General features: G+C 42.8%; 18 protein-coding genes. 10 read left to right on the top strand and 8 right to left on the bottom strand.

Translation table 11 applies throughout. The annotated features are described in order from the left end of the window. Positions 1 to 29 precede the first annotated feature (29 nt). The 3 genes from AAC006_RS07365 to AAC006_RS07355 form a co-directional block, all read right to left on the bottom strand. Entirely contained in the window at positions 30 to 620 is a 591-nt protein-coding gene (locus tag AAC006_RS07365; RefSeq protein WP_129739656.1) for a thymidine kinase, read from the bottom strand. Positions 621 to 625: 5 nt separating this feature from the next. Further along, positions 626 to 2,665, bottom strand: a complete 2,040-nt coding sequence (locus AAC006_RS07360) for an EAL domain-containing protein (protein WP_339891035.1) — start codon at positions 2,663 to 2,665, stop codon at positions 626 to 628. 460 nt (positions 2,666 to 3,125) lie between these two features. Beyond that, entirely contained in the window at positions 3,126 to 5,375 is a 2,250-nt protein-coding gene (locus AAC006_RS07355) for an acyl-CoA dehydrogenase (RefSeq protein WP_339891033.1), read from the bottom strand. 263 nt (positions 5,376 to 5,638) lie between these two features. On the opposite strand from AAC006_RS07355, the gene AAC006_RS07350 reads away from it, so the two are divergent. The 7 genes from AAC006_RS07350 to AAC006_RS07320 all read left to right on the top strand — a co-directional run bounded on the left by AAC006_RS07350 (position 5,639) and on the right by AAC006_RS07320 (position 12,766). Next, positions 5,639 to 7,948: an MMPL family transporter gene (locus AAC006_RS07350; protein ID WP_339891031.1), complete on the top strand. Its 2,310-nt coding sequence runs from the start codon at positions 5,639 to 5,641 to the stop codon at positions 7,946 to 7,948. Beyond that, on the top strand, positions 7,935 to 8,723 hold the full coding sequence (locus tag AAC006_RS07345; protein ID WP_201299273.1) for an outer membrane lipoprotein-sorting protein: 789 nt from the start codon (positions 7,935 to 7,937) through the stop codon (positions 8,721 to 8,723). Before AAC006_RS07350 ends, AAC006_RS07345 begins: the two co-directional genes overlap by 14 nt. Before the next feature lie 3 nt (positions 8,724 to 8,726). Beyond that, positions 8,727 to 9,914, top strand: a complete 1,188-nt coding sequence (locus tag AAC006_RS07340; protein WP_339891028.1) for a hypothetical protein — start codon at positions 8,727 to 8,729, stop codon at positions 9,912 to 9,914. A gap of 99 nt (positions 9,915 to 10,013) precedes the next feature. Beyond that, positions 10,014 to 10,541 carry an outer membrane beta-barrel protein gene (locus AAC006_RS07335; RefSeq protein ID WP_339891026.1) on the top strand — a complete coding sequence of 176 codons (528 nt, stop codon included), beginning with the start codon at positions 10,014 to 10,016 and terminating at the stop codon, positions 10,539 to 10,541. Positions 10,542 to 10,648: 107 nt separating this feature from the next. Next, complete coding sequence (locus AAC006_RS07330; protein ID WP_159532279.1) at positions 10,649 to 10,915, top strand: DUF3081 family protein; 267 nt, start codon at positions 10,649 to 10,651, stop codon at positions 10,913 to 10,915. A gap of 186 nt (positions 10,916 to 11,101) precedes the next feature. After that, the gene (lpxL, locus tag AAC006_RS07325) at positions 11,102 to 12,028 is read left to right on the top strand and encodes an LpxL/LpxP family Kdo(2)-lipid IV(A) lauroyl/palmitoleoyl acyltransferase (RefSeq protein ID WP_159532277.1); all 927 of its coding nucleotides are present in this window, start codon (positions 11,102 to 11,104) and stop codon (positions 12,026 to 12,028) included. Positions 12,029 to 12,151: 123 nt separating this feature from the next. Next, a complete protein-coding gene (locus tag AAC006_RS07320) occupies positions 12,152 to 12,766 on the top strand; it encodes a TcpQ domain-containing protein (protein WP_159532275.1) in 615 nt (204 codons plus the stop codon). A gap of 23 nt (positions 12,767 to 12,789) precedes the next feature. Here AAC006_RS07320 and glnE read toward each other — a convergent pair whose 3' ends face one another. Next, positions 12,790 to 15,741 carry a bifunctional [glutamate--ammonia ligase]-adenylyl-L-tyrosine phosphorylase/[glutamate--ammonia-ligase] adenylyltransferase gene (gene glnE, locus AAC006_RS07315; RefSeq protein WP_339891023.1) on the bottom strand — a complete coding sequence of 984 codons (2,952 nt, stop codon included), beginning with the start codon at positions 15,739 to 15,741 and terminating at the stop codon, positions 12,790 to 12,792. Positions 15,742 to 15,856: 115 nt separating this feature from the next. Here glnE and AAC006_RS07310 point away from each other — a divergent pair, with 115 nt between their 5' ends. Next, entirely contained in the window at positions 15,857 to 16,762 is a 906-nt protein-coding gene (locus tag AAC006_RS07310) for a DUF350 domain-containing protein (protein ID WP_159532273.1), read from the top strand. Between the two features lie 105 nt (positions 16,763 to 16,867). Here AAC006_RS07310 and AAC006_RS07305 read toward each other — a convergent pair whose 3' ends face one another. Beyond that, entirely contained in the window at positions 16,868 to 17,218 is a 351-nt protein-coding gene (locus tag AAC006_RS07305) for a GIY-YIG nuclease family protein (RefSeq protein ID WP_309475314.1), read from the bottom strand. A gap of 37 nt (positions 17,219 to 17,255) precedes the next feature. On the opposite strand from AAC006_RS07305, the gene hldE reads away from it, so the two are divergent. Together hldE and AAC006_RS07295 are read left to right on the top strand one after the other, a co-directional pair. Continuing rightward, a complete protein-coding gene (gene hldE / locus AAC006_RS07300; RefSeq protein ID WP_339891021.1) occupies positions 17,256 to 18,686 on the top strand; it encodes a bifunctional D-glycero-beta-D-manno-heptose-7-phosphate kinase/D-glycero-beta-D-manno-heptose 1-phosphate adenylyltransferase HldE in 1,431 nt (476 codons plus the stop codon). A gap of 117 nt (positions 18,687 to 18,803) precedes the next feature. Then, positions 18,804 to 19,871 (top strand): XrtA/PEP-CTERM system-associated ATPase, encoded by a 1,068-nt coding sequence (locus tag AAC006_RS07295; protein ID WP_126871653.1) that lies wholly within the window; start codon positions 18,804 to 18,806, stop codon positions 19,869 to 19,871. Positions 19,872 to 19,912: 41 nt separating this feature from the next. Here AAC006_RS07295 and AAC006_RS07290 read toward each other — a convergent pair whose 3' ends face one another. The 3 genes from AAC006_RS07290 to AAC006_RS07280 all read right to left on the bottom strand — a co-directional run bounded on the left by AAC006_RS07290 (position 19,913) and on the right by AAC006_RS07280 (position 24,016). After that, positions 19,913 to 21,319, bottom strand: a complete 1,407-nt coding sequence (locus tag AAC006_RS07290) for a TIGR03016 family PEP-CTERM system-associated outer membrane protein (RefSeq protein WP_232370653.1) — start codon at positions 21,317 to 21,319, stop codon at positions 19,913 to 19,915. Positions 21,320 to 21,560: 241 nt separating this feature from the next. Then, positions 21,561 to 22,448 carry an XrtA-associated tyrosine autokinase gene (locus tag AAC006_RS07285; protein WP_159532267.1) on the bottom strand — a complete coding sequence of 296 codons (888 nt, stop codon included), beginning with the start codon at positions 22,446 to 22,448 and terminating at the stop codon, positions 21,561 to 21,563. Continuing rightward, positions 22,448 to 24,016 carry an XrtA system polysaccharide chain length determinant gene (locus tag AAC006_RS07280; protein ID WP_126871656.1) on the bottom strand — a complete coding sequence of 523 codons (1,569 nt, stop codon included), beginning with the start codon at positions 24,014 to 24,016 and terminating at the stop codon, positions 22,448 to 22,450. The genes AAC006_RS07285 and AAC006_RS07280 overlap by 1 nt, the downstream gene beginning before the upstream one ends. Positions 24,017 to 24,024: the final 8 nt, after the last annotated feature.

Genomic DNA, 24,024 nt, shown 5'->3' with positions numbered 1-24,024 from the left:
TACTATCAAAGAGTGAAGTTCAAGAAACATTAAATTTTGTCTTTATCCCAGACCAACTCTTTGAAATGCTTTCTACACATAGATTCATAGCGATCGTTGCCACCAATTTGTACTTGGTCTCCATCGGTAACTGCATTGCCGTCTTCATCCAGCCTTACCACAAAGTTTGCTTTGCGCCCGCAATGACAAACCGTTTTAAGTTCGAACAACTTATCAGCCCACGCGAGAAGGTAGTGGCTACCTTCAAAAGTGCCACCTAAAAAGTCTGTACGTAAACCGTAAGCCAAAACGGGGATATCTAATTCGTCTACCACTTCTATTAACTGACGAACTTGAACTTGCGTTAGAAACTGCGCTTCATCAATGAAAATGCAATCTAAACGCTTTTCTTCGTTGTCATGTTTTATAGCTTCATAGAGATCGTCATCATTTCCGTACAATTTTGCGTCGGCTTGTAGTCCAATCCTTGAGGTTACTTTCCCTACGCCATAACGGTCATCAAAGGCCGCGGTATAAATCAGAGAGTGCATGCCTCTCTCGCGATAGTTATAAGCTGATTGTAACAGAGAGGTCGATTTTCCTGCGTTCATTGCAGAGTAATAAAAATAAAGTTGAGCCATGAATATTATTTGTTTTCGTTATACCAGGTTTTAAGGTCGCTCAATGGCATTGGTTTAGCGTAAAGAAAGCCTTGAATGAAATCCACGCCTAATGCTTTGACGTTATTCATTTGTTCTAAGGTTTCAATGCCCTCAGCAATGGTCTTACAACCAAACTCGTTTGCGATGAGCATGGTTGCGCGCATAATAGTATCACTACCTTCATTGGTATTCTGTACAAATGAGCGATCAATTTTTATAAAATCACAAGGCATTGACTGCAATCGACTTAACGAAGAGTACCCTGTGCCAAAGTCATCGATTGATATTTTAACGCCTCGGGCCTTAACATTATTTATCTGGTTTGCAACCGCATTAATATTATTAGCGAACACGCTTTCTGTTATTTCTAAATAAAGGCGGGAAGGGCTAATGCTGGTCGACGCTAGTACCTTGTCCAGCGTATTAATGAAAGTTTCATCGAGCAGCTGACTAATAGAAACATTCACAGATAACGCAATGTTGTCTTTGAATGGCCACTCAGTCGCATCTATACACGCGCGGTTTAACACCCAAGAGCCTATTTCGGGCATTAACCCCGTGCGCTCAGCAAGGGGAATAAAGCGCGCTGGGGAGATTACTTTACCGTCACAATTCCAACGTAGTAGCGCTTCAACCGATGTTAACTTTTGTGTGTCGGCGCAAATAATGGGCTGATAGTGCACAGAAAACGCATTTTTTTCTATAGCATGCCGTAATTGCTCACAAAGGCGCTGTTCGCTTTTTATCTTTTCATGTAGGTCTTCACTAAAAACACCAATAGTGCCTCGTTGTTTGCGTTTTTGATCGTACATGGTCAAGTCAGCTTGTTGAATAAGTGTCATGGTGTCGTTGCCATGCTCCGGAAACATCGCAATACCAATGGTGGCATCCAGTGTTATTTGGTTTTCTAAAGCTATGATGGGCTCTGTGACCCCGCTGCGCATAGCATGAGCAACGGCCACTGCGGTGTGGACGGTGGCGTAGGGCGTTACTGCAACAAATTCATCGCCACCCCATCTAGCGAGATGATCTTTTTCGCAATATTCGCCAAGTCGGTCAGCAATTTCTGCAAGTACAATATCGCCGACCTTATGCCCCAAGCTATCGTTTACCTGCTTAAAACCATCTAAATCAATAAACAAAACGGCAAGGTTATTATCAAGCGCTTTGGTACTTTCAATGAGAGTATTTAACTGTTTAAACAATCCGTTTCTGTTCAGTAAATTAGTCAGCGGATCTCTATTAGATAACCGAAAAATATCAGCGGTACGTTTTTCAACTTCATCTTCTAAATTAGCATTAGCATCATCTAACTGTTCATTAGATTTACGCAGCATGGCGTTAATTTTAGCGGTCTCTTTCCTATCAGATTGCATCTGCTCTACAAGGCGGTTGTTCTTATACCTAAGGGATACAGTGTCAAAAAAGAATCGATGGTAACGTAAGGAACTAACAAGGCAACCTATACAAAAAATAATGCCTAATATACCCAAAACAACAAAATTTCTATCATTATCAAACAAGGCTCTAATTGATATGGGCACAAGTAGTGAGGTGGTGTAGACAAAAACGAAAACTTTACTTGGCGCTAATACTGAAGCAGCGCCACCGGCCATGGCTCCAAGGACAACCATGGTTGTCGCCAACTCGACCGAGTTCATTGTGGGATAGAGTAGAATTGAATAGAGTGCCCATACCGCAGATGCTAGACACACGCCAATCGCGAACCTAAACTTTACAGGTCGCACATCATATTCGGTGCCCTTTAATCTAGTCAGCCAGTAAAGGCCATCTGTAAAACGAAAAAGAATAACAGTGCTCATTGCGATAAAAAGCAATACTTTTAAGCTTTGGTCTTTTTCGGTATCAAACCCGAAACCGAACGTTAAGCCTAGGAAGGCAACGAAGGTCATAGCTAATCCAGTAAACATATTACTGTTAAGCATATCTACCATGTCGCGCTGCATTTGCGGCGTTATAGGAATAGGAGAGGTTGTCCCTCTTTGTTCATCAGAGCTTTTCACTATAAATCTAAGTTCCAACTCAATAAGCTTTTACGCTTAATGTGGTGTGAATTTTTTATTGGTGTTGTTAGTAATAACAGCGAATCAGCTTTTATCGCTTTAAATTTACACACCTGTTTTGGTTAAATTACACTCATATTACAAAAATTGCTATGCGACGTAAGATGCAAGGGTATCCGATAGTAAGGGCGAATCATCAGACCCATAAGCTAAGCAATGATAAAAGTTAAAGCAGTGCTAAGAAGTTTTATTATTTGCATAATTTTCTATAATTGAAAATTGATACTTAAAGCGTAGATGTTAAAGGATAAATTTTCATCCTTTATACAAGGTGGAAGGGATGTATATGTAAAGCGAGCATAGGGCGTCTTAAAGCGCTGACTAATGTTCTTTAATAAATACAAAAAAGCTCCGGCCAAAGGCCAGAGCTTTCTATAGATAACGTGCTAAATAAGAAATATTAAGCTGCGTTTTTTCCGCCATCAATTGCGCGTAGCGTTTCAGTTGCAGGCAATAATTCCATGTCGAATGTGTACTCATCAACACGAACAGCCAATTGGCGTTTCTCATTGTAATCATGCAACTGTGCAGCTTCTTCGGCATTAATAACCCCTTTCTCTTGAAGCTTGTTCAGCGCATGCTCAAACGAAATAAACGGCACTACTGGCTCTTTGCGAAGAGCTTTTTGCACTTTACCTAATAGGTTTGCAACTGCATGTTTCGCTTTAAACGCTTGTTCGTTAATGTCGTTGCCATCACCTGGGCTAACGCGAACTAAGTGAGTAAGCTGTGCTTTCACGCTATTGTCTTGCATAGACGCCATAGACAATTCACGAACTAGATCATCGCTGATACCCGCAACACTGTTAGAATAGGTGTTGGTAAGTAAACGCATTAGACCGCGAGTAGGCGTGTTCGGGAAATTGTTGATGAAGTTAACAATTGCCTGATCAGCTTGCTGTAATGACCACTGCATAGCGTATTCGAAATACGGTAGTGCAAGTTGACGATCTTCAATGCGCTGCTCGTAAAAACGAATAGCGGCCATTGCACCGTAAAGGTAGCTCATCACGTCACCCAGACGGGCTGAAAGTAACTCTGCCTTTTTGAGGTCGCCGCCAAGTACAGCTAGTGATAAGTCAGCAAGTGGTGCTAATTTAGCTGAAATGCTATTTACACGCTTTTCGTACTTACGTACTTCAGGCAATGCAGACTCTGAACCGCGTAGGAAAGGTAAGTAACCTTTACCAAAACTACGGAATGCATTCTTAACACTGAAGCCAACAGTTTTACGTAATACCTTGTTGAATTCTTTATCCGCAGAACTTTCGTTGCTGTGAATAAGGTCAACCATATCTTTCAAGTAAGGGTGACAACGCATTGCACCTTGACCGAAAATCATGAGGTTACGAGTAAGGATGTTTGCACCTTCAACCGTAATGGCAATAGGAAGTGCTGCATATCCACCTGCAAGGGTATTTTGCGGGCCACGTTGAATTGCTTTACCTGCTTGAATATCCATAGCCGAGTTCATTACATCACGGCCAAGTTCTGTCATGTGGTATTTAGCAATAGCGGTAACAACCGATGGTTTAACGCCTAAGCCTAAGCCTTCTGTTGTTAAAACACGCATAGCTTCAAGTAAGAAAGTCTTACCAGCAATGTCTGCCATCTTCTCTTGAATACCTTCGAAGCGACCAATCGGAACACCGAACTGTTCACGAACGAATGAATATTCAACCGTACCTTTAAATGCAGATTGTGCTGTCGCAACGCCCATCGCCGGAAGTGAAATACCACGACCCGCACCTAGACACGCTACTAGCATCTGCCAACCGCGGCCGATATTTTTCTGACCACCAATGATAAATTCCATAGGAATAAATACATCTTGACCGCGAGTTGTACCGTTATAGAAGCGTACACCCATAGGGTCGTGACGGTTACCAAGTTCTACACCAGGGTGAGACTTAGGTAATAAGGCACAGGTAATGCCTAGCTCTAGTTTGTCACCAAGTAATTGCTCTGGATCGAATACTTTAAATGCCAAGCCAAGTACGGTAGCAATTGGAGCCAGCGTGATGTAACGCTTGTCCCAGCTGATACGAAGACCAAGTACTTCTTCGCCGTTGTACTCGCCTTTAGTGACGATAGCAGCATCAGGAATAGCACCGGCATCTGAACCGGCTTCTGGGCTGGTTAGGGCAAAACAAGGAATATCACGACCATCTGAAAGGCGTGGTAACCAGTAATCTTGTTGCGCTGTAGTACCATAATGCATCAGTAACTCACCTGGGCCTAACGAGTTAGGTACCATAACGGTTACAGCGATTGCACCAGATTTAGCAGCAATAGTGGCAACGATAGTTGAGTTAGCGTAAGGGCTAAACTCAAGACCACCAAATTTCTTAGGGATGATCATTGAGAAGAAACGGTTTTTGCCCAAGAAGTCTAAAACGTCTTGAGGAATGTGATCGCCGTTGTTTAACTCGAAATCATCAATCATACCCAGTAATTCTGACACTGGGCCGTCCATAAATGCCTGCTCTTCCGCGCTCAATTTTGCTTGAGGAATATCACGAAGTGCCTGCATATCAGGTTTACCCTGATAAATAGAAGATTCAATCCAAACGTCACCTGCGTCTAACGCTTCCTGCTCTGTTACAGAAATTGGTGGTAACACTTTTTTTAAGCTAGTTCTAATACTCATATTTGACTCATCCGCTCATCTGACCAGTTGTATAGTGTTAATACTACATCAGTTTCAGAAAAGATCAAAAAAATCGCTCATAAATAGTTTCAAAAATGTAAAATTTAATAAAATGAAGTGATTACGATAGCGCTGAAAATGATAGAGGCGAGCTTATGTAAAAAATGTGAGGCGGCAACCGAAAATATTCTGGTAACTGAGTTATGTTTATTAACCATTTACAGGTAAACTTTCGATAACAGAGCGAGTTACAGGAAGTAGTAATGCAAGATACATCATCGAACACATCAAGGTGGTTTGCTTCACCAAAGCTAACTATCTGTGTGGTTATTGTTGCGATGTTAGTGGCAGTAGTCGGCGCAAAAAATTTATACTTTCGAGGCGACTACAAAGTATTCTTTGAGCCTGATAATCCGCAGCGTCTTGCCTTTGAAGAAATGCAGAACATATTTAATAAGAGCGAAAATGTCGCTTTTATGGTGGTGCCAGATGACGATAATGTATTTAAACCGTCTACCTTATCTTTAGTTGTTGAGCTTACAGAAGCTGCATGGCAACTCCCTCTTTCTACCCGCGTAGAATCCATATCTAATTTCCAATACACCTACGCCGAAGATGACGATCTTATTGTAGAGGACTTAATTACCACGGGTTCGCTCTCGAATTCTGAAATAACAAATATTAAGGATGTACTAGATAGTACCCCTGAACTAACCGGAAGGTTAGTATCATACCCTGGAGATGTGTTGGTAGTGAACACTACCATTCAATTGCCCGACGGTGACCAAACGAAAGAGGTGATTGAAATTGCAACTGCTGCCACTGCGCTAAAACAGCAGTTAGAGGAAAAATACCCCTGTCACGCTATCTATCTCACCGGAATGGTTGTAATGAACGATGCTTTCGCGGTGGCTGCGCAGCAAGATGCCAGCACGCTCATTCCACTTATGTTTTTCCTTATCATTGTGATGATCGGCGTGATTGTCCGTTCGGTGTTTGCAGCTCTCGCTACATTATTAGTGGTTATTGTCTCTATTGCCACTTCCATTGGGGTATCTGGCTGGCTGGGCATGTTTCTAAGTACCGCTACGGTAAATGCACCCACTATGATAACGACACTGGCAGTGGCTGACTGTATCCACATCATCGTGGGTGTACAGTACTTTCTTGGTCGCGGCCTCAACAACGCTAATGCGATAAGTGAAAGTTTAAGAATTAATACCAAGCCTATTATTATCACCAGTGTTACTACAGCTATCGGCTTCTTAATGCTGAACTTTTCTGCCGTCCCCGTCTTGGCTGATTTAGGTAACATGACCGCATTCGGGGTAATGCTCGCCTGTGTATTATCACTTTGGTTCCTGCCAGCTTTATTACTATTAAAGCCATTGAAAGCGAAAGCGACGAAAAGTAACAAAGTCTTCGAGCGATTGGGGAATAAAGTCACGTCGAATTACCGCGCTTTGTTACCTATCTGTGCATTAGTGATTGTGGGGATCAGTGTTTTTGCTACCAATAACGAATTAAATGATGTTGCGGTGAAGTACTTCGACGATAGAAGTACGTTTGGCCAAGCGGTGGAAATCAATGAAGAGAAGCTTGGTGGTATGTCTAACATCGACTTCGTTATTTATTCAGATACCCCTTATGGTGCCACAGAGCCTGACTTTTTGGCACGAGTAGAGTTACTCACTAAATGGCTTCGCGATAAAGAAGAAGTTCATCATGTGCTGTCCTTTGCCGATACATTAAAACGCTTAAATAAAAATATGCATGGTGATGACGATGCCTATTACCGGTTACCAGAAGATGGAGAGCTGGCCTCGCAGTATGTATTGTTGTACGAAATGTCGCTGCCATTTGGTCTAGACTTAAGTAATCAGTTAGATATTGATAAATCAGCAATGAGAATTATCGCCGTTATTGATAATTTAGGCAGTAAAGATTTAACCGCATTAGAGTTTGATGCTAAAGCATATTTTAAAAGCCTTGGCAGCGACAACCGTCTGGAAGCCGCCAGTCCGCCTTTAATGTTCGCGCATATTGGCGATCGAAATATGGAAAGTATGGTAAAGGGGTCTATTTATGCCTTAGTCCTTATTTCTGTTTTGATTTTTTTCGCGTTACGTTCGTGGCGACTCGGGTTAGTTAGCTTGTTTACTAATTTGCTACCCGCCGCTATCGGGTTTGGCGTTTGGGGGTTAATCTCTGGCCAAATTAACATGGCACTGTCAGTGGTGATCAGTATGACCATGGGTATTATTGTTGACGATACTGTGCACTTCTTGTCGAAGTATCAGTCGGCGAGGCTGACGCGTAAATCGGTTAAAGAGAGTGTGCTTTATGCATTTAATACGGTTGGAATGGCACTGACCACTACCACAATAGTGCTGACAGTCGGCTTTGGTGTGTTAGCGTCTTCAAGCTTTATGCTGAACGCGCACATGGGCATTTTGACCATTATTATTATCGTCGCGGCTTTGGCTGTTGACCTTATTTTCCTACCCGCGTTATTAATGTGGTTGGATAAAGATGAAACCCCGTTACCGGAGAAGAATAGTGAGATACATTAGCCTTGTTTTACTGGCGTCGTTCATATCTATCAGCGCATTCAATGGCGTTGCCGCTGAGCCTAGTGCAAAAGGACTAGAAATAGCGCAGGAGCGAAAAGCGAGAGATCGCGGGTGGAATAACTCAGAGGCGAAAATCTTAATGGTCCTGCGTAATGCACAAGGCCAAGAAGCAACACGCAAACTCAACGTGAAATCGATGGAGTTGACCGATGATGGTGATAAAGCACTAACGGTTTTCCAATCCCCTCGGGATGTAAAAGGAACAGCATTCCTGAGCTTCTCACATGTTTTCGATGCCGATGAACAGTGGATATTTCTTCCTGCTTTAAAACGGGTAAAGCGTATAGCGTCAAAAAATAAAAGTGGGCCTTTTGTCGGCAGTGAATTTGCTTTTGAAGACATGACATCGTTCGAAGTAGAGAAATTTTCCTACTCCTATGTGGGGGATGAGACGATTAATGGCGAAGCGTGCTTTGTATTGGAGCAAATTCCTCAATACGACTATTCGGGTTATACGTTGCAAAAAGTATGGATTGATAAGTCTCACTACCGCGTACACAAAGTTGAATTTTACGATAAGAAAGGGGCGCTACTTAAGGTGCTTGAACTAAAAGATTATGAGCTTTACAAAGAGAAATACTGGCGACCTATTCGCAGCGAGATGACGAACGTACAAACCCGTAAGTCTACGTCGCTAATTACAGAAAGCTTAATATTTGATACCGATTTGTCAGAATCGGATTTTGATAAGAATAGCTTAAAAAGAGCGCGGTAATTCGTGACTAAATCCATCGCTTTATTGGTAACAAGTATTACGGCTTCATTTTCTTTGTTGGCCAATACGGAAGTGACAGGCTCCGCAGGCGGAGAGTTGCGTTATTTCTTGCAAGACGCCCTTTACGAAGCACAAGAAAGAGCTTACGGCTCTGTTTTTTTTAGCCCTGAAACCTATACCGAGTGGAATGATGGGGAAGACAGCTTGCTGTTTAAGCCCTTTTTCAGGGCTGATCAACACGACGAGGATAGAACGCATTTCGATGTTCGGGAACTGCAGTGGATGCACGTGGCAGACACATGGGAAACCAAAATAGGGATTGGAAAAGTATTCTGGGGGCAAACAGAGTCCATTCACCTCGTCGATATTGTGAATCAAACCGATGCAATTGAAGCGGTAGACGGCGAAGATAAGCTTGGTCAGCCCATGGTCAATGTTTCTTACTTTAGTGATTTTGGTACGTTTTCAGCATTTGTGTTGCCCTATTTTAGAGAGCGTACCTTCGAAAGTGTTGATGGACGTCTGCGACCGCCCATTGCTGTGGGAGATGCCTTGTATGAGTCGGATGGTGAGCAAAGTCATGTTGATTATGCGCTGAGGTGGCAAGCCAGTATCAGTGACTGGGAAGTGGGGCTGTCTTACTTTTCAGGTACAAGCAGAGAGCCTGAACTTGTTACCACCGTGAATGATGAAGGTCAGCCAGAAATTCTTCCCTATTACGCGCAAATCAATCAGGTAGGCGTAGATTTACTGAATGTATACGGGGCATGGTTACTTAAATTTGAGTCGATATATCGAGAAGGGCAGTCGGAAGATTTTGCTGCGGTAGTCACAGGTTTCGAGTACACCACACAAGGTATTTTCGACACGCAATATGGCCTTGGCGTATTAAGTGAATATCAGTTTGATGAGCGCAAAGATAACTTTTTTGCTTTAGGTCAAAACGACCTTATGGTGGGCTTGCGGTTTATATTCAACGACATTGACGGAACAGAAGTGTTAATGGGGTACGTTCAAGATTTAGATGAATCGAGTACCTCTAGTGCATTTATTGAAGCGTCCAGTCGTATTTCACCCCATTGGCGATGGAAACTGGATGGCTATTTCTTTTCAAGTGATGATACTGACGATACTTTTTATTTCCTAAGAAGAGATGATCATCTTCAATTTACCCTTGAGTACTTTTTTTAGTACAAGGCGTTATTTCTGATTTAAATTTAACATTTACACTCGTAACCCTGGCTATTTAATAATAGGGTTATTCTTTTGTGGTTCTAACTTGAGGTTTTAATGAAGCAGTTTGTTGTTGGTTTTATAGCGCTTTTTTTTATATTTAACGCACACAGTGCTTCTACCAACTACGGTATTGCTTCAGTGGGGTTTAGTGATTTTGAGTTCACAAATGTCGAGAATAGCGGGCTAGCTTACAGTGTTGCTTTTGGGCGCCAAATCCATAGGCAGTGGTATGCAGAAGTGGGTTACCTTAATCTCACTAACGATAGCGAGGATGATACCGATCTTTCGGGGGATGCGCTTTACCTTGCTGTACTTGGAAAGGCGAAAAGCGAGTACGGTGAACTGTATTACAAATTAGGTATTGCTAACGCTGATATTGCAAGTACGCGCGACTGTGGCAACTCAGAGTTATCGGGTGATGCATGCTCGTTTGATGAAGGTGTGGTTGCAGGTATTGCTGGTCTTGGATTTGATTATTATGTTGGTCTAAAATCTATGGTGCGACTTGAATATACATACCTAGGAGGGGAAGATGACCTCTCAACGCATTTAGTATCTTTGGGCTTTCGCTACAATTTTTAATGGCTAATAGTGGCAAGTGACTAAATTCATATCAGTATGAGCGGTGTAATCCAAACGCTATCATTCAGCGTAAAAAGAGTGGCTAGTCAAAAACTAAGGAGCCATTTATGAAAAATGAATTAGACAGTAAATTTCTATTGCAGGTGTTTGAAAAAATCCGAACTAATGGTGATAAGAAAGAAGATCAATACCACCTAAATGGTATTGTTGCGTACACCGACCTAGATGGCTACACGTTATTTATCGAAGACATGAACTGTAAATTGCAGTTTGGTTTCCATAACCAGTATCACTTCGATTATGAAACAAACGATCACTTTCAAACTTTTGAGAAAAAGCTGAAGCAGATTGATAAAGAGTATGGCGCTCACTAAATTTATAGAGTGAGAGGGCTAACGTCCTGTGAACATTTTTGCTAACCGAGCTAGGTAAAACAATGCTTGGCGTATTGAGTTCAAAATACCACGACAGTAGTGTCGAATTATTCCACCAACGCACTTTCGACTTTAATTTGGTCTGCTACAATAGCGCTCCTCTTAATTTGTTAGGAATAGAGTGCGTTGGCTGCGGCAATTAAGGCTCCTAAATTCAAACTGTCTTTTCTTACTCCAAAATTTTGGCCTGTATGGCTAGGAGTATTCCTTCTTTACATCATCACTTGGCTCCCTCTGCCTGTTATACGATTTATTGGCGGTGGCGCAGGTAAACTGATTGCGAAAATTGTTCCTAAACGCGTGCGCGTAGCAAAGCGAAACCTTGAACTTTGGAACCCGTCGTTGTCGGAGTCAGAAGTGCAAACGCTATTAAATGAGAATGTGCGCAGAACCGGAATGGCCTTATTTGAAACGGCGATGGGGTGGTGGTGGCCTGATTGGCGAGTGAAAAAGGCCATAGAAATTGAAGGTGCGGAGCATGTTGAGGCAGCCATAGCCAGCGGCAAAGGTGTGTTTGGCATGGCACTGCACAACATGAACCTTGAATTTGCATGCAGGGGTATTGGTTACTTCCACCCTAGCATCGCCTTCTATAGAAAACATAATAATCCGCTGGTCGATTATTTACAGTACCATGGTCGTAATCGCTCCAATAAGTATATGATTGACAAGCGAAATGCCAAAGCGTTGTTAATGGCATTGGAAGAAAACGAGCTGTGCTTATACCTTCCCGATCAAGATTACGGGCCAAAGCAAAGCGTATTCGTACCTTTTGGTGGGGTTGCTGAAACCGCGACCACCACAGCTACGTTGATGTTTATTCGTCGTTCTACCAGTGTGCCTATGATGATTACGTCTCAGTACACTGCGAAGGGTTATAAAATAAAGATATACCCCCCATTGACGCATTTAGGGGATATGGACGATGTTGCGGCATTAACAGAATTGAACACGCATATTGATAAGGCAATTAAAGAACAGCCTGAAAGTTACTTGTGGATGCATAAACGGTTCAAAACCAGACCCAGTAAAGACACCCCGTCATTGTACTAACGAAGCAGTTACCTATTGTGCCGTTAGGTGTACAATTATTACTGTAGCGCGCTTTTTGTGCGTAAGGTAAAAGCGAGTTAAGCTGTACCTTGAGTTTAAGTTATTGGAAGCATTGAAAAAGTCATGGCTAAAAAAGGTTATTCAAATACATTTTTTTGGGCGCGTCACATAGCGCTGGCATTCGTATTGATAGTGATTGCGGGTGTGATGATTTATTTGCAACAAAATAGCAGTGATGAAGAACCTTCCGGTAAACCAGCTGAAGAAAAATCGGTGGCAAAGGGATTGAGCGAGTTTTACCGCGAATTTAGAATGTCCTCTACCGATCCAGTTAAGGAAGAGCAGGGTACTTTTGTGATAGAAACTGGCGGCGTTGATCCACAGCTCGATAGCAGACTAGAAAGCATGTCGAGTATAAATACAACGGTAGATACCAGTTGGACCGGAGAGCAAAAATTCCGCACTTTCAAAGAGGGCAGTACACTCCGAGAGGCTATCTCTACTTTTGCGCAAGCGGAAGGCATGCAGCTGATATGGAATTTAGAGCAAGACTTCATTATCAAACATCAGTTTCAGTTAGATAATACGGTAGCCGGTTCATTGGCTAAAATTGCCAGCGCTATCGACAGTAGCTTTGAAGGGCGGGTAAACGCCTATCTATGCCCCGAGCAACGCTCTCTGGTAGTGACTGCTGAAGAGACCGAGTTTTTATCTACCCGATGTACCCTCGTTCGTTGATCATCAGTTAAAGCAAAGGTGAGCTACTGCTCACCTTCGTTATCATTAATACTACTGCCATCAATGTCGGTACTACTATCGGCAGCATGACCAGCAGTACTATCAAATAACGCCTGCCAATATTCACTTACCGTTTCTCTCATTTGGCTCAAATGCTCGGTTTGTTCTGCATATTTCGTGTCTGCAAGGGTCAGGTGATGATATTGTTCTCTTAGCGCAAGATAAGCTTGTTGTAGCGCGTGAGATTGTTTTTCATCAATAATGCCTGCGTTACGGGTTGCATCTAGTAAACGCAAATTATCTGAAAATTCAGTCAAGCTCTCAATCTTATTCGCATGTGCTAATACCCAATATTGAGTCATAAATTCAATATCTGCTATGCCTCCCACACATTGTTTCAAATCGACTTTTTGATTACTCGTAGAGAGCAAATGTTTGCGCATTTTTACGCGCATTTCGCTCACTTCAGTAGATAGTGTAGCCTGGTCTCTCTGAATAGATAGAATGTTGTGACGCACAGTATTAAACGCACTTAGCAGCGATATATCACCACAGATACCGCGGGCTCTCACTAGCGCTTGATGTTCCCATGTCCACGCCTCTTCTTGTTGATAGCGCTCAAATCCGTCTATATGGCAACAAAGCAAGCCCGCGTTACCAGATGGCCGCAAGCGTAAGTCGGTTTCATACAACTGACCAAACAAGGTTTTGGTATTCAGTAAGTGCATAATACGCTGAGCAAGTTTGATGTAAAACTGCTGGGCTTCAATAGACTTAGCCCCATTGGTAGCTGACTGGCGAGGCGCGTTGTGCAAAAACACAAGGTCAAGATCAGAGCCATAACCGAGCTCGTAGCCACCAAGCTTGCCATAGCCAATAACTGCAAACCCGAGCTCGCCATCGTTCAAATGACTCGGCACGCCAAAGCGAGCTGAAACTTGGTGCCACGCTGCTTCAATAACGTGCTCGAGCAAGACTTCCGCTAATACGGTAAGTTTATCGCTTACATTCGCTATGGGTAGCGAGCCACTAATATCGCTGGCTGCAATGCGCAGCTGCTGACAAAGCTTAAACTGTCGCCATGTGTCCATAGCAAGCTCAACATCGTCGTGTTCAACGCGCAGCATGGTTTGTCGCAACTCTTGCGCGTATTCATATTTACTAGTGGTGATATCTGAATTTTGCTGCTGCAAATAGAGCGGGGTAAGCAGTTCATCTAACAGCAGCGGGAAGCGCTTAATTTCATTCGCTATCCACTCACTCCTGTCACACAGCTTTACCAACTGTTGCAGAACATTGGGGTTTTCCAGCAATAAATCTAAATAGGTTGTTCTGCCGGTAATCGCATCTATCACGCCGAAGATTCGTTTTAGTACATTGTTTGCTTTACTGGGGTCGAATTTAATCAGTACATACAGTATTTCCGGGATCAGTTTATTAAGCGTATCCTCGCCTTTTTGACCCATTCGATACCCGCGCTGATTCGTTTTAAATTCTTGTAGCTGGGTACAAATCCCTTGCGCTTCCTCTAAACTAATAAAAGGGGTTAGTGTGGTGCTAAACTCTTCTTTATCAAGGGAAAGTTGCCAGGCATCACGGCATGCTTCAAATAAGGTATCTTCGCTGTTGTGAGTATCTTGTGCTTCTTCAACTAATTCATTGAAATGCCCATGTATTCTAGACATGGTTTCATGCAGTGCTAGCGTAAATGCGTGGTATGACGAGAACCCTAAAACCGAAATAAGTGCATTTTTCTCCCACTCACTATCTGGCAGTGTTTGGGTTTGTCGGTCTTGGCATTGCTGAAGCGTATGCTCAATTTTACGAAGGAATAAATAGTCTGTCCGTAATTGTTCAGTCACATCGGTTTCAACCATTTCAAATTCAGCAAGATTATCCAGGGTAGTAAGTAGTGACTTACTTTGTAACTCAGGCTCTCTACCACCATGAATAAGCTGAAAGCTTTGTGCGAAAAATTCAACCTCACGAATGCCACCAGCACCAAGCTTAATATTATTGCTCAAACGCCTACGTCTAATTTCCGTAGCAATAAGGTGCTTCATGCCTCTAAGGGCATCAATAGTGGTGAAGTCTAGGTAGCGCCTGAAGGTAAAGGGCTTAAGTATACCGTTTAGCGAAGCTACATCAGTAGAATCATCATTATTAATCACCCGCGCTTTCACCATTGCAAAACGTTCCCAGTGACGACCTTGCTCTTGATAATAATCTTCCATGGCGTCGAAGTGCATCACCAAAGGCCCCGACTCACCGAATGGCCGCAGTCTCATGTCTACACGATAGACTTGACCATCCGGAGTAACCTTGTTGAGCGCTTGTATCAATTTTTGCGCTAAGCGGGTAAAAAATTGCTGATTTTCAATAGGTTTCTTTTCACCATTTGTCATGCCTTTTTCGGGGTAGGCAAAAATCAAATCGATATCTGATGAAAAGTTAAGTTCGCGGCCGCCTAATTTCCCCATGCCCAAAATGTACATGTGAATAGAGCCATTTTCACCACAAGGCACACCATGTTTGTCACTCAGCATAGTGTAAAGCCATTGGTAAGCGGATGTAATTAACACATCGGCTAACGCCGAAACCTGCGTTAACGATTGTGTAATAGTCTGTTTGTTAAGTCCGTCACGCGCGGTGATAGCAGCCATATGAAAATGGCGGGATTGGCGAAGTGCGCTAAGCAGCTCGTCTTCGGATTTAACATTTTCCAGCTTTTGCGTAACAGCATGATTGTAAAAGCTTTGGGGCTCGTCAGGAATCGATTCAACCAGCATAGCGCCAACCCACTCAGGGTGCTGAAGGCAAGTCTCTGCAAAAAATAGCGATTGGCCGAATAGGGTAGTGAGATCATTTCGATGATGCGCTAAATCACTATTAACGCGATCACTATCTGAAAGTTTTTCCCAGGTTTCGTTGGCTTGTGGTGCATTGCTCATGGTAATTGTGTTGTCTGTTGGCATAATACTGGCTTCGACAATAATAAATATTTCAAAACGTTGAGATAAAAAGAGTCTGTCACAGTTTTTGGGGCGTAACCACCCTAAGGTTGTGTTTAGGTAAAAGGAGTAACAATACGTGGATGCTTTAATAAAACTCGTGCCGCTAGGTTCTGACTTATGGATTTACCTTGCTATCGATGTAAGTATCGCCCTAGCACTGTTGGTGGTTATGAAGTGGTTGACTGGGCTGATGAGAAAGAACTCAGTGACCGAAGAGCTTGGTATTAAAGACAATTTTGCTTTTGGTATTAGTATAGCCGGTGGCATGTTGTCGCTTTGTATCGTGCTGAGTTCGGTGGTAGGTCGTCATATCGGGCAGGGCTACAGTGAAGCGGCTACTGGCATGGTGACGTTCGGTATTGTCGGTATTCTGTTGGTGAAGTTTGGTCGATTCGCCCATGACAAGCTGGTACTCAATCGCGTAGATACTCACGCCATGATTTCAGAGCGCAGTGTAAGTATTGCACTGGTAGATGCTGCAAGCTTAGTGGCAAGTGCCATCGTGTTGAGAAATATTATGGTGTGGGTGAATGGCAGTGATATGAATGCCATTATTGCTATCGTGACAGGATTCTCTGTCGTGCTCACCATGTTATTGGTGATGACCCGTATTTTAGAAGTGCGCTATGCAAAAGATAACCAAAACGACTCATTTCAGGGGGCGCTTCGAAAAGGTCAGTTAGCGTTAGCCATAGAACATTCGGGTAATTTACTGGGCACCGCTATGATTGTTTCGGCGGCGAAAAACCTACTTATCTATAACCCGTCAGGTTATGTAAGTAACGTAACCGGCTGGTTGGTGGTAAGTGTAGCGTTAGCTATCGCACTGCATATATTAGTGCTTATCAATAAAAAAGTGATTCTGTTTGGTATGAACTTTAGGCAAGAAGTCGATCAACAACACAACGTTGGTGTAGCTTCACTAGGCTTTACGTTAAGCATAGGTACTGCCATGGTGATTAATGGCGTACTCGGTGGTTAAAGTAGCTTGTAAGCAGACAAGTATATTGTTTAAAACCTTGAGGCGTTTGCTCTGTAGCCGCAAGTACGCATGGCGTAACGTAGAAAGCTGCGATCACAATTAATATTACTGATAATCGGAAGGAGAAATATACTGGCTGTTTTTGCATAGGTTTTCAGGCAAAACCTTCTGTTTAACGATAGCCCGTTTTTTCTCTTTTGAAAGTTGCTTTACCTTGTATTCAATTTGCGAGGCTGTCGACCTATCTCCAATTAAGAAAATGGCCCTAAATTGAAGTGGGCCTTTTCCCTTTAATGCCCGCGCTCCACCTGCAATATCTCCTCTGTGCTGGGAAATTCTGCGTTCAGGGGAGGTAGTGATACCCGTGTACAATTGACCCAGTTTATTTTCGATAAGATAAAGGTACCAAGTTGAAGGCTGCTGGTGGGTATTCACGTTGTTGGCTGTTATACTCATTGGCAATTTGAAATACATCGATAAAGTTGTCTCATCAATGATTTTACCAGATTTTAGTAAAGCAAAAGTGCTTATTGTAGGTGACCTAATGCTAGACCGCTATTGGAGCGGTGGAACAGGTCGTATTTCCCCTGAAGCCCCTGTACCTGTAGTGAATGTTCAGTCATCTGAAGATCGCCCAGGCGGCGCTGCAAATGTGGCCGTGAACGTGGCTACTCTTGGGGCTAAAGTCAGCTTACTAGGCATGTGCGGTAACGATGAAAATGCCAGACTACTGCGTGAGCGCTTAGAGTCGTTTGATATTGATTGCCAGTTTTTCGCCGTCGAAGGTCAAGACACAATAACCAAGCTTCGGGTGATGAGCCGTAATCAGCAATTGCTTCGGTTAGATTTTGAAAAGAGCTTTGCTGATTCAGATAAATTTGAACTAGAAAGCGCGTTCGATAGCGCCCTTGATGATGTTGATATTGTTATATTATCTGACTACGCCAAAGGATGCTTAAGCCACCCCCAAGCACTAATTCAAGCAGCTAAAGCAAAAGGTAAGCGCGTTATTGTCGACCCTAAAGGCAGTGACTTTAAAAAGTACGCTAACGCTATGCTTATTACACCTAACATGGAAGAGCTAAACCATGTGGTAGGTGAGTCTACTTCTGAGAAATCATTAGTAGCAAATGCGCAGCAGGTTAAAACTGACCTTAATTTGGATGCGTTACTGCTAACGCGTTCTGAACAGGGGATGACCTTGTTCGAAGGAAACAATGCAGAGTTTCATTTACCTGCAAAAGCCAAAGAAGTTTATGACGTTACTGGTGCCGGCGATACTGTGGTATCAACGCTAGCCGTGGCGCTAGCAAGCAAACTACCTCTGCAAGCTGCTTGTGTATTGGCCAACTTAGCGGCCAGTGTGGTGGTTGGGAAATTAGGTACGTCTACCGTTACCAATACCGAATTAGCGCTAGCTTTAGGTGAACAATCTGTGCATCTCGACGGCGGCGTGATGACCGAAGAGCAACTAGAAATGGCAATGGCTGCTGCGAAAGCGCGAGGCGAACGTATTGTAATGACGAACGGCTGTTTCGATATTCTACATTCTGGGCATGTGGCTTATTTAGAAGAAGCCGCGCAGTTAGGTGACCGGCTTATTGTAGCAGTAAACACCGATGCATCGGTGACGAAGCTTAAAGGCCCTGGAAGGCCTGTGAACAACACTAATCGCCGTATGGCAGTACTAGCTGGCTTAAGTGCGGTTGATTGGGTTGTGCCCTTCACTGAAGATACACCACAGCGATTAATTGCCTCGTTATTACCAGATATATTGGTGAAAGGTGGTGATTATCAAATTGAAGAAATTGCTGGTGGAAAAGAAGTGATTGCCAACGGCGGCGAGGTGCAAGTGTTAACGTTTGAGGATGGCGTTTCTACCACCGGAATCATTGAGCGTATAACACGAAACAAGTTAACCTAGCATTTTTGTGGTTACCTCAATTTTTATTTCAGTAAATGTAAAATGTAGTCGTTTGCTAGCCCTATGAGTTAATCGGTAGGCTAGCAAAGCGAGCAGTTTTTTCAAACGGATACCAGCATGTACGAAAGTTACTACGGACTTAACGCTAAACCTTTTCAGTTAACACCAGACCCAGGCTTCTTTTTTGCCAGTAAGTGGCACAAACGCGCCATGTCATACCTTCAGTATGGGTTATCGCAGGCGGAAGGGTTTATTGTTATCACAGGTGATATTGGTACAGGGAAAACCACCGTCGCAAATAGTTTGCTGGCTGAAATTCAAGACGATATTTTTGCGGCTCAAATAGTCACCCCGAAACTGTCGCCTGATGAGTTGGTAAAAATGGTGGCGTCAAAGTTTGATATCAACACTGACGGAAGAAGCAAAGCTGAAATTTTAAAGATGCTTGAGGTGTTCTTATACGACCTAAGCACCCAAGGGCGCCGCGCATTACTGCTTGTTGATGAAGCGCAGAACTTACCCTTAGAGTCTATTGAAGAGCTTCGTATGCTGTCTAACTTTCAGCTTAATGGTAAGCCATTGATACAAAGTTTTTTATTAGGGCAAGAAGAGCTGCAACCTATTTTACGAGCACCCAATATGGAGCAGTTCAGGCAGCGTATAGTGGCTTCATGCCATTTAGCGCCGCTCACGTTAGATGAGTGCAAAGAGTATATTGAATATCGCTTACATCATGCTGGCTGGAACGGCGAAGATTTATTTTCAGAAGGGGCCTATGAGCGTATTTATCAGTTTACCCGCGGTGTGCCCCGCAAAATAAACACGCTGATGGATCGTATCATGCTGTTTGGCTTTTTAGAGGAGCTTAAAAGCTTTGATGAAGAGGCGGTAAGTGAGGTAATAGATGAAGTTAAAGCTGAAATGTTTGAGCCTGAGAGTGGGTTGGGCCATTCAACGTCCCAAACTCATGACTTTGCAGAGCACCCTGAAAACAAAACGATTATGACTCCCGGTGGGAATATCATACGAGATAGTAAGTACTATCTTGATATGTTGGCGGAGTTAGTAGATGCGTTAGACGATGCAATATCGCATAAGGTTAAAATGACGCAGTATGTAGATAAACTAATGAAGAAGAAGTTTAAAACGTACGTAAGACTGAAGAGTACTGATAAAAGTGAGTAGAGGTGCTAGAAAAATGCGTTTCCACTCATTGTCGATAAGGATTAGTCGAAGGTATAAGTTAAAGATGCTGTAATTCTTCTATCTTTATAGTTATTTCCGAACTGGGCAATGCCAGAGTTCAAATCACCTGATTGGTCCAGAACCGTCACTTGCAAGCTTGTAACTAGGTGCCGCCCCAACTCTCTTTGTATGCTAACACTACTGTTCCAATTGTCTGTTTCTCCTCTGGCGCTTATATCTCCCGAACGTTGTTCGATATTGGCAAAGGTTATATTTGTGCTTAATGTTGTGTAGCTGCCAAGGCTATAAGCTAGGCTAGTACCAAATGAATATGTTCTTCTTAATCTGTCTTGGTCAAGGTAATCATCTTCAGCATACCGCCAAGACAATCCTAACGTTAGCCTAGAAAAGCTATAACCAGCCTGAGCATTTGCCCCTTTGCGAAGAATTATGCTGTCGTCGAATTCCAAATTTTGGGAAGTGATTTCTACAAGCTGTTCAGACGCAGTTGGACTATAGCTCAAGCTGTTAGGCTGAAAGCATTCTGAAATAGACGCTGATGATATAGGACAGACAAAAACGCCTAGACTTTCCGGATCTGAAAGCAAACGTGACGTATTCGTCACTTCTTCTGAATAAGCAAATGATGATCTAAAGTGTTTAGAGTTATAATCGATATTGGCAGAAGCTGAGTCACCGTAAAATCGTCTTCCGAACGTCGCGCCTATCGAAGTTCTGGAGCTGAGTGCCCAAGAAAATTCTGCACCAACAAAGTCCTCATCGTCTTCTTCTATGCTCGAGTTACTCCGATTAAACGTGACGGCAATGTATCGAGTTTCACTTTGTCGATAGACTAGGCCTGCACCATAGCTTGTATACTCACGGACTGTGCTAGACGTATCATCTCTATTAGAAATTTGGTTTGCTTCATGTTGGGCAGCAAATCTTAATCCAAAATCGTTGTACAGAAGTGCATCTAAAAAGGCGTCACCCTCGCGAGTTATAAAACTACCAGAGCTATTCTGCGCACGGTCGGTATTTTGGTAGGCACCTTCTACATTCCACACTACGCTTTTGACTTTATCGCCATTTGATGCGCTTCCTGAGAGGCTTATCGTATCATTATCCAAAGCCTGGCCATCGACCAATGATGAGCGCTCTGAAGCCACGTCGGAGTAGCTGGCCACACCGTTTAATGCAACCCAATCGCCTTGTTGAATATTTAATTGTGCTAAAACTCTATTCGAGCGTGTTTTGCTAAGAGAATCAGAATTACTTAGAAAATCAGATACTAGATAGTTTGCAGAGCTGGTATTCCTATAAGCAAGAGCACCTGACGCCGAGATGACAAGTAAACGTTCTAGCGGTGCCCATTGTCCCCCATAGGAATACTCCGTATAGCTTTGCTCTCCATCCGATATGTCATTACTACGCTGTAAGTACGTCAATTTACTAGACCAAGCTCCTGAAAGAGTAGGTGACTGATAAGTAGCGTTTAATGTTGGGACTATTTTAAGTGTATCAATTGAAAAATTACCCAGAGACTCAGAGCTAACGTTTTGATGAATATAATCCGCATTTGTAGAGCCGCTCAATTCAACATTAGCGTAAAGTGAGCAGCTAAAAAGTGCCGAAAAGATAGCGGCTATTGGTTTAAGGTTCCTTGTAAGAGATATAGCCAAATGTGCTCTAATCTTCCCGCTCAGAATAATAGTATCCATAATATCCGCTTCCATCGGTGTCATAATGCACTGATTTGTTAACTACAAATCCAATTGCCATATCAGGGTTCAATCGTTCTACAGACATTTTAACGTCACTAAGTTTCGCTTTACCTTCCTCTACTACAACCACTGCTTGACCTGCGAAATTAGCTAAAATAGCGCTTTCATTAATACCGATAAGAGGAGGCGTGTCGAAAATAACGATTCGATCAGGGTATCGGTTAGCAAATTCATCAACTGTTTCATGCATTTTATGACTAGCAAGCATCTCCGTAGAAAGGTGATGCGAGCGACCAGCAGGAATAATTTTCAATTTGTCGATATTGGTAGAGTAAAGTACCTCAGAAATATCGTCGACCTCACCGACAAGATACTCCATTAACCCTTTGCGCCTTTCCAAACCTAATGTGTTTAGCACATTAGGTTTAAGAACGTCTGCGTCAACTAACAGGACGGTTTTATCTTGTTCTGCTGCAATACTCAATGCGAGGTTTGTCGCAGTGAATGTTTTACCTTCAGAAGGGCGACTGCTTGTAACCATTATTATATTAGGGTTATGAAGGGTTTTAGCGAGTGGGCCAAAAGCGTTAGCGAGTAACTTTCGCTTAATTTCTCGGTACTCTTCGTTAATTTGCCTACGCTCACCAGAAAGAGAGATGTGACCATTACCGCTTAGCCTCTGGAGATTAATTTTAAAACTACTTTTGGGGGATGTAGTCTCTGGCTTAGCAGCGTCAGTGGCTTCAAGTTGAGGTTCGGGAACGTTATTACTTGCGCTTTCCTCATTCGAGTTATTTGCTAAAGCGTTTTTCTGTTTTTGTTTTAACAATGCTTTTTCAATTGTATTAGACATTAGAAAAACCTCTCGATTAAATTAATATTCATCATCTCTGCGGCCACTAATATACCATATTGCAGCAGAATCATCCCGCAGGACAAGGCGAAGATTAATAATCTAAATTTGTTTTTTTTCTGAATGTTCACAATATTCAAATGGCTGACCGTTCCCCAAATTGGATAATCAGATAGGCTGTTTAATTGTTTAGGTCTAATTAATATAGGGGAAAGTTGACTCACTAGAAACGCTACGCCTACACCAGAGCCAAAACCAGCAAGTAATACTGCGGTGTATAGGATGAGTCTATTTGGGCCTGACGGCGAACTGGCGGCAAGAGGCGGCTCTATAATACGAAACTGGAGTTCTTCAGCAGAAACCTCTGCCCGTCTTGAAAGCCCAGCGGCTTCTCGGCGTGACAATAATTCTTCGTATTTCTTCTTCGTTATTCCATAGTCTCTATTTAGCGCTGAAGACTCGGCTTCAATCTGTGGGATTAAGTCGACTTTAGATTCAAGCTCAGCAATTTTATTTTGTAAATCTGTCTCTTTTACCTCTAATGAAGCAACCTCGCTTTGAAGTTTACTCATTTCAAGCCGGATTTCCTGAGTTAGATCATTAAGGGGTAATTGGTCTTCTTCGTCAACACTTGAAAGGAATGCATCAATTTCTCGTTGGCGGGATTTTTCCAGACTAGATAAAAGCAAGTTAGCTTCAACCACATCGGGATGTTTTTCAGTAAATCTTAATTGAAGGCGGTCTAATTCTTCCTCCAGTTTTCGGATACGGTCATCATACCGTGTTTTTAAGCCTGAATTTTCTTGGTTAGATACAGCAAAGCTATCCGTTGCAGATGTTTTCTTGATTTGTGATCTAAGAGAATCTACCTGTTGCTTAGTCTGTTTTATATTCAAGCGAGTAAGCTCAAGTTCTGCATTGAGGCTTTGAAGACTGCTATAATATGTACCAGAAAGGGGAAGTATATTGTTGTACTGCCGTTTGAATTGGGCGAGTCGCTGTTCAGCTTCACTTAGTCGGCTTTCATATTCAGCTATTTGTTCTTCTAAGAAACGCCCCGCAGTATCAGTGTCTCGGCGGTTGTTTCCTAACGAGCCTTCTACAAAAAGGTCTAACGTTTCTTGCACAACCCGCTGAGCTGTAATCGCGTTAGCATTAGCAAATGAGATGTTATAGATATTGTCCCTGCCAGCTGAACGCAAAACAATTGATGAAGATAGTTGGGTTACTAAGTCTTCAAACTCTCGTTCTGAATTAGTGGTGATATCTAAATCACTCTCTCTGGCAATCGTTTCAACATTGGTTCTGCTTAAAAGCGTCCTAGCCATCATTTTGACTTCTTGATCGGGGTTGGACTGAATAGCAAGACCTTTCAAAAGTGGCTGGAGCACCGAACGGGTATCAACGTAAACCTTTGCTGTAGAGGTGTATTGATCGGGCAAGTTGGCAACCATGAAGAAGCCAATCGGGCAAATCATCCATGACATAATAATGACATGACGTTTCTTAATCCAAATCCCTTTTAGTAAATCTAAAAATTGGAGTAAGGTTTGTTGTAAATCCTGCATTTAAATGT

It is taken from the genome of uncultured Alteromonas sp., from assembly GCF_963976965.1.
Lineage (GTDB): Bacteria > Pseudomonadota > Gammaproteobacteria > Enterobacterales > Alteromonadaceae > Alteromonas > Alteromonas naphthalenivorans.
Note: the sequence above shows the minus strand (reverse complement) of the source record. Positions and strands in the feature narration are given on the sequence as shown.

What these genes read in the sequence shown, in the direction of transcription:
- AAC006_RS07355 (WP_339891033.1), bottom strand. Translation starts at nt 5,375, where the DNA reads ATGAGTATTAGAACTAGCTTAAAAAAAGTGTTACCACCAATTTCTGTA.
- AAC006_RS07350 (WP_339891031.1), top strand. Translation starts at nt 5,639, where the DNA reads ATGCAAGATACATCATCGAACACATCAAGGTGGTTTGCTTCACCAAAG.
- AAC006_RS07365 (WP_129739656.1), bottom strand. Translation starts at nt 620, where the DNA reads ATGGCTCAACTTTATTTTTATTACTCTGCAATGAACGCAGGAAAATCG.
- AAC006_RS07335 (WP_339891026.1), top strand. Translation starts at nt 10,014, where the DNA reads ATGAAGCAGTTTGTTGTTGGTTTTATAGCGCTTTTTTTTATATTTAAC.
- hldE (WP_339891021.1), top strand. Translation starts at nt 17,256, where the DNA reads ATGATTTTACCAGATTTTAGTAAAGCAAAAGTGCTTATTGTAGGTGAC.
- AAC006_RS07320 (WP_159532275.1), top strand. Translation starts at nt 12,152, where the DNA reads ATGGCTAAAAAAGGTTATTCAAATACATTTTTTTGGGCGCGTCACATA.
- AAC006_RS07330 (WP_159532279.1), top strand. Translation starts at nt 10,649, where the DNA reads ATGAAAAATGAATTAGACAGTAAATTTCTATTGCAGGTGTTTGAAAAA.
- glnE (WP_339891023.1), bottom strand. Translation starts at nt 15,741, where the DNA reads ATGCCAACAGACAACACAATTACCATGAGCAATGCACCACAAGCCAAC.
- AAC006_RS07295 (WP_126871653.1), top strand. Translation starts at nt 18,804, where the DNA reads ATGTACGAAAGTTACTACGGACTTAACGCTAAACCTTTTCAGTTAACA.
- AAC006_RS07305 (WP_309475314.1), bottom strand. Translation starts at nt 17,218, where the DNA reads ATGAGTATAACAGCCAACAACGTGAATACCCACCAGCAGCCTTCAACT.
- AAC006_RS07285 (WP_159532267.1), bottom strand. Translation starts at nt 22,448, where the DNA reads ATGTCTAATACAATTGAAAAAGCATTGTTAAAACAAAAACAGAAAAAC.
- AAC006_RS07280 (WP_126871656.1), bottom strand. Translation starts at nt 24,016, where the DNA reads ATGCAGGATTTACAACAAACCTTACTCCAATTTTTAGATTTACTAAAA.